We start from the raw sequence: 13,634 nt of genomic DNA, 5'->3' as shown, positions 1-13,634 counted from the left end.
AGCAATCAGGTCTTGCAAAACTGAAAAAATTCTACCATAAATATTGTGATAAATTGAAGGTTTTTTATGATTATCAAGAATAATTATTATTATAAAAGATAAATACTAACCATAAATAACTAAAAAAAAACCAACTGGCCTCAGGAGATCCATCATGGATGATATCCGGTTGTTGAAGTTGAAGCACCAGGGATACTGCTGTACCCAGATCATGGTGATCATGGTGCTTGATATGTGGGGTGAACAGAATCCTTCGCTTGTTGATTTCAGCGGGGGGCTGTGCATGGGCGCGGGCATTGAACAGGGGCCCTGCGGCATTCTCACCGGCGGCATGGGGATCCTGGCCATGATGTCAGCGGGGGACCAGGACCGGTTGATCCCCATGCAGGAAGCCTTTGCCTCTTTTTTCATCGAACAGACAAGGGCATGCGGGGGAACCGGATGCGCCGGCATTGCCGGGAAGCACTACCCGGCCCCGGATCCGGAAACCTGCGGCCGGCTGCTGAAAACATCTTATGACGGCCTGATGGCCATCCTGGTGGAAAACGGGTTTGACCCGGCAGACCCCCCGGACCGCAACTGAATCAGGACAGCCAGGGAAATTTTTTTATGGCCTGGTAGACCCTGGCGGCAAGGGCTCCATAAGGCGGGGTCAGGGCAGCGGTGGATGACAGCGGGGCCTGGTGAAACACCGGCCGCAGCTTGGAAAATTCTATGAATCCTTCCATGCCGTGGTAATGACCCATGCCGCTGTTGCCGGTGCCCCCGAAGGGCAGATCGTGCTGGGCCACGTGCAGGGCGCAGTCATTGACGGTCACCCCGCCGGATCGGGTGTGTGCGATTACGGTATCTGACATGTGCCGGTCACGGGTAAAAACATACAGGGCCAGAGGCCGGGGCCTGTCATTGATATAATCGATCACCGATTTGAGGGACGTATAGGGAAGCACCGGCAAGATCGGGCCGAATATTTCCTCCTGCATGATCCGCATGGCCGGGGCTGTGTCTGTCACGATCACAGGGGTTGCAAATGAGCAAAAATCTACAATAAAAAGTTTAAAAGAAAAGGGCATTACCATTGCCCTGCAGGTACAAGATATTGATGCTGTATGGAAAAAGGTTGTGGAAAGAAAACTTAAGCCAACAAAAATCAAACACCACCCCTGGAATGCGAGAGTTTTCTATCTTTTTGATCCTGAAGGACATCGAATAGAAATATGGCAAGACACTAAAATAATGAAAAAATGAAAAATTATTAAGTGCTTTCAAATCCTAAAATCGTCGAGTAAAAGAAGCCTTCAGCTATTTGTCGAAATACATCTATCGAAAACAGGCCAGACATTTTTCAAATGCTCATTAATGTCAAAAAGGCCATCGGAAAGGTTCGAAATTATTGCAACTGGCATAATCATCCCTATAAACATAATGGCGGCAGTGCTTGGAACGACATCTTCACGGATCGATCCATCTGTCCTTCCTTCATTTATTATCTTTTGAACCATATTGAGAAAAGTCATCATAATTTTAGCTACCTTTGCCTTTCGTTCAGGATTTCCCGCATAGATTCCATCAGCAAACACAACATATGGAATGGCTCTGTTTTCATTTAACATAAGAGCCTGTTTATTTAAAAGCAACTGAAGGCGATCAAGCGCATCAGGTGTTTCTTTCCTGACTTGAGTGACATTCTTCATGAATCGGTTTTTAATTGATACTAAAACACCGTCCAATATAGGCATGCTGACCAAACAGATAAAAGAAAAGTTCAATATAGTAGTACATGTACGCAGTATCCAACGGGCTCTTGCACAGAAGAAAAAAAAATTGTTTTAAAAATGAGGCCGGTAAAAAAAGTAGTTTTAAACAGCGATGCGCTGTGTGATCACTATGAACATCTGCGGAGTTATGTGCTTAAGACTTATGACACACCTGTCCAGGTGTATGGACTGGGAGTGATGTTGCAAAAAGGGATGCGAGCATGGATAGAAGCAACTTCTGATCATTTTCAAATAAAATTATTCTATGGCAATATTGATTCCAATGACCCCCCGGAAACTCTTTCACCTATGCAAACACAACTGGTCGGAATAATGGCCGGCATTATAATCAGAAGGAGGCTTTTCAATCATGGAAGCGACTTCAAAGATAACCACCAATCATCTTAAGCGGACAGCTTACTTGTATATTCGGCAGTCCACAGTTCGGCAAGTATTTGAAAATACGGAAAGTACCAAACGGCAGTATGACCTTAAACGGAGAGCTGTCGCGCTAGGTTGGCACACCGAGCGTATTGAAGTAATCGATACAGATCTTGGGAAATCCGGAAGCACAGCTGTAGATCGACAAGGATTTCAAAAATTGGTTGCCGAAGTGGGGCTGGGGTGGGCAGGTATTGTTATGGGCCTGGAAGTTTCAAGACTTGCTCGCAATTCAATGGACTGGCATAGGCTCATAGAGATCTGCGCTCTGACCAATACACTTATTCTTGATGAAGATGGTATATATGATCCAACGGATTTTAATGACAGGCTATTGCTCGGTTTAAAGGGTACCATGTCGGAAGCAGAAACTCACGTTCTCAGGGCCAGATTGCGCGGAGGGCTCCTGAATAAAGCTCGTAGAGGTGAACTTCGCTGTCAACTGCCGGTAGGGTTACTCTACGACATTAACGGCAAGGTGATTCTTAATCCGGATCAACAGGTTCAAGCAAGTCTACACCTGGTGTTTGAGACCTTCTTGCGTACAGGGACAGCACATAGGACAGCAAGACACTTTCGTGACAATGGACTTTTATTCCCCAGGAAAATCATATCCGGTGCAGACAAAGGTAAAGTAATCTGGGGGCCTGTAACTGTAAAACGTGTTCTCGAAGTTTTACATAATCCCCGTTATGCAGGAGCTTATTCCTATGGTCGAGGCCAATGGAAGAAAAAACTCAATGGAGAAAGGAAGAAGTGGGAAGTCTTGCCCAAAGATCGATGGCAAGTTCTCATACCTGATGCTCATCCTGGGTATATTTCCTGGCAACAATATGAAGATATAGCCTTATTGATAGAGGATGTAACCTTGCTCAAAAAAGAACAAATAATAGTCCAAGTCCGTTACAGAGGTGGTAAAACGACTACCTTGAAGCTGCCTTTACCGTTGAATGCCTGGCAGGGACTTAAGACTCCCAAACATGTGTTGACCAAAATGGATGAGCTGTTTAACAAATATACAGATTCACAGGTTGCCGATAAACTCAACCTGCAAGGTCTTAAAAGTGGAGCTGGCAATGACTTCTCGGCAGCGAGTGTACGATGGGCTCGTTATTCAGCAGGATTGAAAAGTTTTGCTGATCGCCTCAAAGAATCAGGACTGTTGACTTCAAAACAGATGGGTATCCAGCTTGGTGTTTCTGAAACAACTGTGATAAGTTGGCGTAAGAAAGGACTTCTTCAAGGTCGCAGGTGTAATGATAAAAATCAATGGTTGTATTTTCCTGATTCGAAAGAAAAAATCAATGACAATCAGTGGGTGAACAAAAAAAGTTTAGAAAGAACTGTAGGAGGTGCAGTATGAGAACATATCCTATGAGGTCGATCCTCTTGTCTGCCCAAAATGCCAGGGTCAAATGAAAATTATCTTTATCATTGATGATTTTGAAATAATAGATAAGATATTAAAGCATCTAAACCTTTGGGATATCCGCAACCATGATCCGCCTGAGATAGAACCTGTTTATATTCCTGAATTAACATACGTTGAAGATTCCGATTATAATAATTCAGGCTCCCAGATTCCAGCATTTGATACCTTTTGGAACTGATATTTTTGAAATTGAGTTGAGGGATTACAGGTGTCCTATACTCAAATTCAGTCATATTTTAGTTTTCCCGGTCTATTTTAACAATAATTATTCTTCACGGCTAATGCCTCTTTATCTTTCTGAATAGCTCTTTACCCCGTCCCAGGAAGGACACAACATGCTGTGTCCTTCCTGGGACGGGGGCATATTTTTCAGAGTTATAAAAAGTTTTTAGCTATTTCTTGACAAAAGGCAAAAAAACATTTACATATCCTTTTTATTTTATTTATTATTAACTCCATTGAGCATTATTTTAACCGATCCTGCGAATTCTTGAGTGATTAAGGGTGATTAAGGGCTTGACAAAATGGACGATAGCAACTCTAAATATAGTGACATGAACGTTTATCAATTGAGAACTTTTTGTGTTTTGGAAAAAAAAGGAAGCGTCAGCCGGACCGCACAAGAACTTTATCTTACTCAGCCAGCTGTGAGCCAACACATTAAGGCATTGGAAAGCTTTTATGGGGTTGGCCTTTTTGACAGAGTGGATAAAAAATTGGTCTTGACAGAAGCAGGTAAGACACTTTATCATTATACTGGTCTAATTTTCAATTTAATCAATGAGACCAAAAGGGCAATTAGTGATTTTTCCGAGCTCAAACGTGGCAGTATATGTATAGGTGCCAGTAATAACATAGGGGTTTATGTTCTACCTTCGATACTTGGTGAATTTAAAAATGGGTTTCCTCAAATTAACATCCAGGTCTCGATCGACACCACAAGAGTAATTGAGCAGAAATTATTAAGCAATGAAATTGATATCGGAATAGTTGAGGCGCAAGTTCGTAGTTCAGATTTGGTTTTGGAACATTGGGGGGCGGAAAAACTTATTTTGATCACGTCAGCTATGCATCCGTGGACACAGCTTAAAAGTATTAAACCTGATATGCTGTTAGATGAACCATTTATCGTTGGCGGACGTGGATCAGGTACCCGCAGGGTATTAGAAGAGAAAATGCCAAATGTGATGAAGAAAATGAATGTGTATCTTGAACTTGGAAGCACAGAGGGAGTTAAGAGAGCAGTTGAAGAAAACCTGGGCATATCAATTTGCGGAGAAAATACAGTTTCCCGAGAACTTAAGAGTGGTCAATTGAAGGCGATTAAAATTGATGGAATTGAACTGAAAAAAAATTTTAGTATTGTTTATTTAAAAGGGAAAGTCATTACATTGGCAATGAAGAAATTCTTAGGATCCTTACATGATAAATCAACAATTAGGAGACCATCTCTTATTCAAGGCTAAAAAGCAATAAAAAACAATAACCCTATATGCAAAATCCTAAAACTGCCATTTTTCTGCATTAACTTCTTAGAATCTGTGGCATAATTACGGAGATGGAGATCCTACCTTGACCGATAAAAAGCCTCGTGTATACTATACTCACAAAATACCATCGGAAGCTATAAAGTTGCTTAAACTTTTCTGCGAGGTCATTGAGCACAATAACTTTGAAAGCCCGACGAAGAAGGAAATCATCCGAAACTCTCGTAATGCTGACGTCTTATGCTGCTTTGTGCCAGATTGTATAGATGAAGAAATAATTGCTTCGTGTCCACAATTAAGAATTATTGCCTCATGTGCTGCCGGACACGATGGAATTAATGTGCCTGCCGCAACGATGAGGGGTATTTGGGTTACCATAGTAAATGCTGAAACGATAGAACCAACAGCTGATTTAACCTGGGCTCTGTTATTATCCAGTGCCCGTGGGATTGTTCCGGCGGATTTTTTTGTTCGATCGGGTGATTTGAAAGGCTGGTGTCAGCCTCCGCCATTCTCAGGGCAAAATATCTTCGGAAAAACATTAGGCATTATCGGGATGGGTTCTTTAGGAAGAGCAATTGCTCGCCGTGCAGTTGGATTTAACATGACATCAATTTACTATCAACGACATCGCTTAGAGGTTAAATACGAGCAAGATTTAAAAATAGAGAACGTTGTGTTAGAGGAACTGTTTAAAACATCTGATTTCATATGTATTGCTACGCCATTGACAGACGAAACATTCCATTTTATATCCGACAAAGAACTCGCCTTAATGAAACCAACGGCTATTATTATTAATACGGCACGGGGTTCTGTTGTCGATGAGGAAGCAGTTGCAAAGGCACTCAAGGAGAAAAAAATAGCTGGTTACGCTGCCGACGTATTTGAAATGGAAGATACACATATTGTACCCCGCCCTTTCGATGTTAATCAGGGGCTTATCGATCAAAAAAGCTGTACAGTTTTGACTCCTCATCTTGGCACGGCCGTAATGGAAACGCGGCTCGAAATTTTCAAAAGACAAGCTCTTTGTGTTTTACAGGTTCTAAAAGGAGAAAAACCTAACGGGGCGGTTAATGATGTCCCTTTAAAGCCAGCTATAACTGGTTAAGGTCGAACTTGTATGTGCCCAGCCCGGTCAGTCGGAAACCAAGTAAGTTTCAAAACGTATGATATCCCCTCATAGCGTTCACCTCTCCTAAATGAGCAGCTTTCAAATTATCGCAAAAAATTTTCTGACAGGAAATCGTCCTAATTGCTCGCGTCATGATCGTTTACCTCAATGCCATCAGGCTCCTTCCTGTTGCCCAACAAGGCCGGATCTGACCACCAACAGCCAACCACTTTAATCAATAGCTGCTTTTCGCTATACAACCCTTAATAAAACCTACTTTAATAAAAATTTCTCCAACGCAGAAGGCTTTCTCGGCCAATTAATACTCTCCACGCGAATTCTCCTCCTGCAGATATAGTTACCAATACCCTCGCAAAACGCTGAAAACAGCATAGTGTTATAAAAAAAATTTAAAAAATTTAAAAAATTATTAAATTGACTTATATTTTTTGTTTTTTTATATCTATAAGCCTTAGAGCCGGAAGGAGGTGATACGCTATTTACCAATAAAGATCATGTACGAGGACATAAACATAAATAAATTTTAAATGGAGAACATTAAAATGAAAGAAGGAAAAGTTGTAATGACCGGTGGTACGGGTTTTATCCTGTCGCAAGTTGCTGAAAAATTAATCGAAATGGGAAAGGACGTAACACTCTTTGATAATAACGAACAGCATAACATGTATGAAGAAACCCAAAAGCTTCTTGAGGAAAAAGACAATTTTCATTTTGTCCAGGGTGACACTCGGGACAAAGCCGCTGTTGAGGATGTCATTAAAGATGCTGAGACTGTCTATCATTTCGCCGCTCTTATGGGAACGAGTTCTCGTTTTAAGCAAGAAGTCGAAACAGTAGAGGTAAATGTCATTGGCACACTGAATGTCTTGCAAGCCTCACTGGACACCGGAGTAAAGTATTATGTCCATCCTCCCAGGCCGCCTCTTTCTGTTTGGTTGACCCCTTACATTATTAGTAAGGGCGCACAGACACAGTTTACCCAGATGTTTCATAAAGTTTACGGACTTCCGACCATTGGACTCAATATTCAAAATTGTTACGGTGCACGAGAGCGCGCGATACTGAACCCGAATACATACCGACCTGGCGAGGGGAGGAAATTCATGGCTTCAGCTATTATCGCTGCCCTTAAAAATGAACCCATTCCAGTATTTGGAGATGGAGAACAATCGTCGGATTGGGTTCACATAGATGACATTGTCGAAGCACTCGTTTTAGCCCCCTGCGACGCTGCCGTGGGGCAGGTAATGGATTTCGGAGTTGGTGAATCCATCACCATAAACAAGATCGCCCAGATAGTGATCGAAATGACCAAAAGCAAATCGAAAATTGAACATCTGCCGATGAGAACCGGCGAAGCCAAAGTGCACACCAAAGCTGATAACGCTCCGGCCAAGGAATATCTCGGCTGGGAACCAAAGATAGATCTCAGAGAGGGCTTAAAAAGAACCATTCCATATTTTGCCAAGTCCCTGGGGATTGAGTCCCCTGTTTAAAGAAAACTCGATAGGGTGACCAAAAGGCTCTACTCCCACTCCCAAAAGAGGTAGATTTTTTGGTATGGGTTTAGGGCCTAAAACCCGTGATCATTAATCTTTATCCATAGTTTTAAGGTTGGGGATAAATCAAAAAAGGAGGGCTTGTGTGAGATGAAAGATGCTACAGCTAAAGATAAATATCCTGAATTTGAAGGCCTCGGCCTTACAGATAGTGAACAGGTAAGTTACGACAGATTTAGATTTTGGAAGGTTGTGATCTTGGTGTCTATCTGGTATAGTTTTTATTATCTGGGAAGACTCAACTGGGGAATGTGTATGCCCTGGATGATTAAAGACCTTGGAATTACTAAAACGCAGGCCGGAGTGGGAGCAACCGTCTTGTTCTGGTCCTACGCTTTTGGAACGCTCATAAGCGGGAAACTTGGGGATACATATGGTGCCAGAGTTATGAATACCATTGGCGGCATCGGCACAGTAATTTTAAACATTATTGTAGCAAGTATGGCAAGAATAAATATAATGCTCATTCCATGGGGGTTTAACGGATTCATACAGGGCCAAGCATATGCGCCCACAAACAATATGATAACCCAGTGGTATCCTAAGGCAAAAAGAGGTTTGGCCACGGGTATTTTTGCAACCTCCATGGGGGTAGCATCTTTATTTGTGTGGTTGATTACCGGCACTGTGGCAGCCCATTATGGGTGGAGAGCCGCCTTTACTTATCCCTTGCTATTTTGCACGCTTCCGTTGACGATTTTGTTTTTTATATTAGCCCGATCAAAACCTAAAGATGCGGGTTATCCCGAGTACAAAGAAACAATGACGAACACGATTTCAAGTAAGGCGGAAGAATTGAGGGATGACCAAATATCGGGTTTCAAAGCTTGGGGCCTTTTATTTGGCAATTGGAAATTCGTCTGCCTTGCGGTAGCTTCTTTCATGTTGTATATGGGAAGATACGGTCTTTTAACCTGGGTGCCGCTTTATTATGCAGAAACCGCTGGCATTAATTTAAAGAAAATTCCAATTGCCACCATAGCGTTGCCGTTAGGAATGGCGGTTGGTCCCATAATTGCCGGATGGATCTCTGATCGTTTCTTCAAGGCGAAACGATATCAAATCCTCACAATCTATATGCTAGCGTTCACAACGATTATGATTATATTGGCGAGCGCGGGTCTGAAGACACTAGGTCTACCTCTTTCTTTCTTCTTGCTCGCCATAGGGGGATTCTTTGTCCTCGGGTCGGTCGGTCTTGTTTTTACTACAGCCTGTGATTTTGGCGGAAGGCGAATGGCAGGCACTGCTGTCGGATCCGTTAACTTTTTTAACTATATGGGAGCAGGCACGCAGGGTTTCGTTATTGGTATGATTCTAGATGCAACAAAAAATTGGGGTATCGTATTTGGTCTTCTTTCCGGATGTGCCATTCTTGGAATCATTCTGGTCAACATCGTTAGGGAATAAGGAGGAAAAACTTTCAGGCATTCAGGACTATTTATTTTTAATATTTTCTGTTGCTCAAAGAAGAAATAATATGATATCAAATAGATTCTTAAAAAAAAGGTGATGTTATGTATAAAAAGATACTAGTACCTTTAGACGGTTCGATCCTATGTGCTAATGCCCTGCAGTCTGCTGAGGAAATGGCTAAATTACACAAGGCTGAAGTAATCCTTCTCCATGTTGTTCCCCATGCTACGATTTATATTGAAAAAGAGGGATCTTTTTGTGACTTCTGCGAACCAAGTTTAAAGGAACAAACAACAGCAGAGCAGTTTCTCACTAACTCAGCAGAGCAATTAAGCTCAAAGGGGATAAAAGTCTCCTGGGCGACCCTTACTGGGGAGCGTCCAGCACATGAGATAATTGAGTACGCAAAAGAAAATTCTGTTGACCTCATCGTAATGACAACCCATGGCAGATCAGGATTTTCGCATTTATGGCTGGGGAGTGTGGCTGAAAAGGTTTTGAGGGGAGCAAGTGAATTCGCATCACTTTTCATGCTAAGGTGCAAATAAGATTGAAAGCGTTGCGTCGTTTAGATCACAAATACAGGCCTAAGGCTGTTAAAATATTTCCCAGCGCATACCTGACAAGTGTTTATTGGGCCAAGGTGCTTGGTCGCATCTTGGCCCAATGTCGGTTAGTGAGAAAAACATAAGTCACTATGAATTGCTTAAATGCTTAGAGACTTCTTAGTAATCAGTTTGGAGATCACTCCCTCATGAAGGTAACACTCATCAATCCTCCATGGCAGTTTTATTCACCGAGCAAATTATACCCTTTGGGAGTATCATATCTAGCCTCTCATTTAATACATTGCGGTTTTGACAGCATCGATATTCTTGATCTGAATTTTGAAATATCTGATACCCAAGACGTCCTTAAAAAATCAGTAGAAATAGTGGAAAGTAGAAATGCAAATATACTGGGAATTACGTGTTGGACGGTCCATCTTCTTTTTTGCATAGAATTTGTAAGAGTATATAAAAGGAAACATCCAGATGTAAAGATCATCATGGGAGGCGTTCATGCTTCATCTCAACCCGAGGAGATAATGAAATTATGTCCTGTGGACATTGTCGTAAGGGGCGAAGGAGAAGAAACCATTGTTAGCTTACTGCGTGCAATAGAGAAAAATAATGATCTCAACGAAGTACATGGTATTTCTTATCGAAAGGATAAAGAAATTCGGCATACTCCAGATAGACCCTTAATTAAGAATTTAGATGAGATTCCTTATCCGGCCTATCATTTACTGGAACCAATAGAAAAATACCAGCCTCTTAATCGCAAATATGTTTTTTCCCTTATTGCCAGCAGAGGATGTCCTTACAAATGCATTTTTTGTTCAGCCAATCGCTTATGGAAATATCAAAGGAGAAGAAATCCTAAAAATATTTTAGGAGAGATTAAGTGGCTTAAAGATAACTATGATGTTGGATTCTTAAGGTTCGAAGATGACGGTCTGACCAATAAACGCGACTGGGCCCTTGAGTTCTTTGTATCATTAAAAGAATTATCGATTCACTTTGACTGCTTGACGCGAATTGATAAAGTTGATTCTGAGTTACTTTTAGCAATGCGAGATGCTGGATGTATTGGGGTTTATCACGGAATAGAGAGTGCCTCTCCCAGATTATTAAAGCTGTTACGGAAAGGTTTTCCAAAATGGGTAAACATAGAATATATTAAAAAGACAATCGCAGAAGAAGTAAGCTTGGGTTTAGTCCCTACAGTGTCTGCAATGATTGGTATTCCCACAGAAACAAAAAAAGAAATACAGCTAACCTTTGATTTGGTGTGTGAGCTCAAAAGACTTGGTGCCAAAACGCAACTTTGGCTAATGACACCCTATCCTGATACAGAAGCCGTCTCCCTTTACAAAGAAGAGTTAATCATGATTGACAGATGGAAAGAGCTTAAACAATTTGATGTATTCTCTACTGTTCCTCGTGAAGCATACTCGCATCTGATTAAGAAATATTCATATCTTGTCCCCGACAATTGGATTTTTAGAAATGATATCAATGATTTTCGAGAAATGAAAATGCTTTATTTAAGTGGCGCAAGCCGAATCTTGGGAGAATTAGAGTTTGTTTAACTCAAATAACTTTAAAATTTATACAATGGATAATGAATGCCATGGGATCTTTGATCAAGCTTTTGCAAAAGATCCCTATTATTTGCCATCAGATATCGCTTTGCCCTCAAGCGTTCAGAGTTTTTGTCTGTGTGACAAAGAAAGTAAAATTCCGATCGCAAGCTTTTATTGCTTTCCCTATGTTGCAAAAGGCAGGTGGATTAAAGATAGAATTCTTCGAATAACAAGGCCTCTGATTCTCAAAAGTCACGAGAAGCTCAATACGGATGTCGTTACCACCTTATTACAAGAAATCTATGAAATAGGAAAAAGAGCAGGAGTCAATATTATCGAAGCAGAAATCTATGAGGAAATCAACTCAAAGATATTTTTCCCGTCCACCAGTTGTGCCGTAAATACCTACAACACCCTTGAGTGGATAAAAACATTTGAAAGCTTTGGATTTGTACGTAGCAAAACAATGCAATGCTTTGAATTAAATCTGGATGAGTTAAATGAATACAAAGACCCATACTTATCAAAAATAAACATTCGAAAATACCAATCCAATGATGAGGAAGATAAAAAATTATACTTAAACCTATGGTCTCAGAGTAAGGATTGTCCTTATAATTTAGTTAATAATGGATTTTGGTACACCAATGTTTTTGAATGGCCGCGGATTTTTTATTCGGAAATTTCACACATTTTAAACAAAGATGATTACATTCTGTTTGCTGAAAAAAACGGGGAGGTTGTAGGATTTATACATTGGTGGCCCAATTTGTACCCTTTGTTAATTGAAGGCGGTCGAAAGGCTATTTTTGGTACTGAAGATTTGATAAATAACTCGTTGGCCAAGATTGACGAGGGAAAGGTTTTTAAGATTATTGTAAGCAAAAAAGCCAAAAATGATAAAGATTTAATCGAAAAGTCTTTGATTAATGAAGCCGCAAAGATTATGAAGAACAAATTTAAATTTAAAAGATGTCAAATCGGAAATATCTCCGAAGAGAAACAATCGATGCTTTCTTTTATCCAGGAAAATGGCGGGAAAAAAGTCCATGAATATTGGGTAATAAGGAATAAATCCTTTGCCAGGTTAGGCTGATCCGGAAGATTTATGAGGTAGACCCATTAACCTGTCCAAAATGCGCCGGAAAGATGAAGGTAATAAGCGGCATAGAGGATGAGGAAGTAGTCAAAAAGATCCTCAAACACCTTGGATTATGGGACCGGAATGCCAGGCCCTCCGCCCAGAAAACAAATTGAGGTGAATGAAACCGTTATTGATTATTCACAATCCCAGCTTTTCACGTCAAATGGGGACGTCCATAAGAAACTAAGAAACCTATTCGCTCAGTCTAATTTTCTCTTTATTCACAATGTTATGGCCGCGATCTACAGCATATCCAACAGCAGGCTGTGTCAACCCCAATTGCTTTGCCATGCGTGTCATGCTTTCCCCAAGCTCCCTCACACACCAATAACAAAAAACACTCCTGGCCTCCGATACAATCTTCTTCCTGCACCCGGAATAAAGTTCCTCCTTATTAATACCAAATATGTCTCAAACTCTTTGCTCGACTCCCGCCATATCATAGCCCATTGTAAGTTGCCGATTGAGGAGAAGAGCTGGCTCCGGGGAGTTGGACAGAAAACCCGCATTTTTAAGTGAAGCTCTGCCGGGTTAATTTAGCGCTTACGAGAAATAACCTTTATCGGTTCTGGCATGACTTACCTCTTATCAATGTTGATGAAATTTCCAATTTATTGAGGTTCACATAATTGATGACGGCTTGCATCACCCAAAATTGAATTGGGGAAGTAAAAAAATTCCACGTTATCCCCGCCCTTCGTTAAACTCAGGACAGGCTGACCTTCGGTCAGGCGGGAATCCAGTGGGTTTAAACAAAAAGGTATTTTTATTTTGCGATCCCCCGCCTGCGCGGGGATGACGGCATGCCTGTCGTGAGTTATGTAATGATCAACCGGAATTGCGGATGGCAATCCCGTTTGCCTCACATCCGCCCTTTGCCTTACATTACATTCGTTATAGCCGCCCTGCAATATAAGGATAAGAACTTGCTTTTTGCCAAAGAAAGTATCAAAAATCCCTTCAGTTAAAAATATTATTGCACCCCTGATACAAGCACAACATGTTGTGCTTGTATCAGGGGTGGTCAGTTTATGTCAAGACAAAAATCAAGATCAAAAAAAACAAGAAAGAAATATTTTGAAATTCCTGACAAAATTTTGAAAAATGTTCAGAATAAATTCAGAATAAATCG

General features: G+C 41.1%; 13 protein-coding genes. 11 read left to right on the top strand and 2 right to left on the bottom strand.

The features are described 5' to 3' along the window. Nucleotides 1-154: 154 nt before the first annotated feature. Nucleotides 155-583, top strand: coding sequence for a DVU_1555 family C-GCAxxG-C-C protein (locus DPO_RS19750; RefSeq protein WP_006968144.1), 429 nt, complete (start codon nt 155-157; stop codon nt 581-583). Nucleotide 584: 1 nt separating this feature from the next. Here DPO_RS19750 and DPO_RS19745 read toward each other — a convergent pair whose 3' ends face one another. Further along, entirely contained in the window at nt 585-983 is a 399-nt protein-coding gene (locus DPO_RS19745; RefSeq protein ID WP_236610003.1) for an aldehyde dehydrogenase family protein, read from the bottom strand. Between DPO_RS19745 and DPO_RS24740 the strand changes: the two genes are divergently transcribed. Beyond that, the gene (locus DPO_RS24740) at nt 982-1,248 is read left to right on the top strand and encodes a VOC family protein (protein WP_083912094.1); all 267 of its coding nucleotides are present in this window, start codon (nt 982-984) and stop codon (nt 1,246-1,248) included. The two genes, DPO_RS19745 and DPO_RS24740, sit on opposite strands and share 2 nt — an antisense overlap. Before the next feature lie 50 nt (nt 1,249-1,298). Here the strand turns inward: DPO_RS24740 and DPO_RS19740 are convergent, their stop codons facing one another. Next, a complete protein-coding gene (locus tag DPO_RS19740) occupies nt 1,299-1,739 on the bottom strand; it encodes a TetR/AcrR family transcriptional regulator C-terminal domain-containing protein (RefSeq protein WP_083912090.1) in 441 nt (146 codons plus the stop codon). A 388-nt stretch (nt 1,740-2,127) separates the two neighbouring features. Here DPO_RS19740 and DPO_RS24165 point away from each other — a divergent pair, with 388 nt between their 5' ends. The 9 genes from DPO_RS24165 to DPO_RS19695 all read left to right on the top strand — a co-directional run bounded on the left by DPO_RS24165 (nt 2,128) and on the right by DPO_RS19695 (nt 12,454). Next, a complete protein-coding gene (locus DPO_RS24165; RefSeq protein ID WP_006968141.1) occupies nt 2,128-3,561 on the top strand; it encodes a recombinase family protein in 1,434 nt (477 codons plus the stop codon). A gap of 52 nt (nt 3,562-3,613) precedes the next feature. Continuing rightward, a complete protein-coding gene (locus DPO_RS25880) occupies nt 3,614-3,808 on the top strand; it encodes a hypothetical protein (RefSeq protein WP_006968140.1) in 195 nt (64 codons plus the stop codon). A gap of 346 nt (nt 3,809-4,154) precedes the next feature. After that, a complete protein-coding gene (locus DPO_RS19725) occupies nt 4,155-5,096 on the top strand; it encodes a LysR family transcriptional regulator (RefSeq protein ID WP_006968139.1) in 942 nt (313 codons plus the stop codon). Between the two features lie 106 nt (nt 5,097-5,202). Beyond that, entirely contained in the window at nt 5,203-6,231 is a 1,029-nt protein-coding gene (locus DPO_RS19720; protein WP_006968138.1) for a phosphonate dehydrogenase, read from the top strand. Between the two features lie 566 nt (nt 6,232-6,797). Then, the gene (locus DPO_RS19715; RefSeq protein WP_006968137.1) at nt 6,798-7,751 is read left to right on the top strand and encodes an SDR family NAD(P)-dependent oxidoreductase; all 954 of its coding nucleotides are present in this window, start codon (nt 6,798-6,800) and stop codon (nt 7,749-7,751) included. A 153-nt stretch (nt 7,752-7,904) separates the two neighbouring features. After that, complete coding sequence (locus DPO_RS19710) at nt 7,905-9,224, top strand: MFS transporter (protein WP_006968136.1); 1,320 nt, start codon at nt 7,905-7,907, stop codon at nt 9,222-9,224. A 107-nt stretch (nt 9,225-9,331) separates the two neighbouring features. Continuing rightward, nucleotides 9,332-9,778, top strand: a complete 447-nt coding sequence (locus tag DPO_RS19705) for a universal stress protein (RefSeq protein WP_006968135.1) — start codon at nt 9,332-9,334, stop codon at nt 9,776-9,778. Nucleotides 9,779-9,984: 206 nt separating this feature from the next. Then, a complete protein-coding gene (locus DPO_RS19700) occupies nt 9,985-11,364 on the top strand; it encodes a B12-binding domain-containing radical SAM protein (protein WP_006968134.1) in 1,380 nt (459 codons plus the stop codon). Continuing rightward, the gene (locus DPO_RS19695; protein WP_040012112.1) at nt 11,357-12,454 is read left to right on the top strand and encodes a hypothetical protein; all 1,098 of its coding nucleotides are present in this window, start codon (nt 11,357-11,359) and stop codon (nt 12,452-12,454) included. The genes DPO_RS19700 and DPO_RS19695 overlap by 8 nt, the downstream gene beginning before the upstream one ends. Nucleotides 12,455-13,634: the final 1,180 nt, after the last annotated feature.

This window comes from Desulfotignum phosphitoxidans DSM 13687 (assembly GCF_000350545.1).
GTDB classification, from domain to species: Bacteria; Desulfobacterota; Desulfobacteria; order Desulfobacterales; family Desulfobacteraceae; genus Desulfotignum; species Desulfotignum phosphitoxidans.
Note: the sequence above shows the minus strand (reverse complement) of the source record. Positions and strands in the feature narration are given on the sequence as shown.

Excerpts from the sequence above, each read along its gene's own strand:
- DPO_RS19745 (WP_236610003.1), bottom strand. The coding sequence starts at position 983 with ATGCAGGAGGAAATATTCGGCCCGATCTTGCCGGTGCTTCCCTATACG.
- DPO_RS19705 (WP_006968135.1), top strand. The coding sequence starts at position 9,332 with ATGTATAAAAAGATACTAGTACCTTTAGACGGTTCGATCCTATGTGCT.
- DPO_RS19700 (WP_006968134.1), top strand. The coding sequence starts at position 9,985 with ATGAAGGTAACACTCATCAATCCTCCATGGCAGTTTTATTCACCGAGC.
- DPO_RS19740 (WP_083912090.1), bottom strand. The coding sequence starts at position 1,739 with ATGCCTATATTGGACGGTGTTTTAGTATCAATTAAAAACCGATTCATG.
- DPO_RS25880 (WP_006968140.1), top strand. The coding sequence starts at position 3,614 with ATGAAAATTATCTTTATCATTGATGATTTTGAAATAATAGATAAGATA.
- DPO_RS19725 (WP_006968139.1), top strand. The coding sequence starts at position 4,155 with ATGGACGATAGCAACTCTAAATATAGTGACATGAACGTTTATCAATTG.
- DPO_RS19750 (WP_006968144.1), top strand. The coding sequence starts at position 155 with ATGGATGATATCCGGTTGTTGAAGTTGAAGCACCAGGGATACTGCTGT.
- DPO_RS24165 (WP_006968141.1), top strand. The coding sequence starts at position 2,128 with ATGGAAGCGACTTCAAAGATAACCACCAATCATCTTAAGCGGACAGCT.
- DPO_RS19715 (WP_006968137.1), top strand. The coding sequence starts at position 6,798 with ATGAAAGAAGGAAAAGTTGTAATGACCGGTGGTACGGGTTTTATCCTG.
- DPO_RS19710 (WP_006968136.1), top strand. The coding sequence starts at position 7,905 with ATGAAAGATGCTACAGCTAAAGATAAATATCCTGAATTTGAAGGCCTC.
- DPO_RS24740 (WP_083912094.1), top strand. The coding sequence starts at position 982 with ATGATCCGCATGGCCGGGGCTGTGTCTGTCACGATCACAGGGGTTGCA.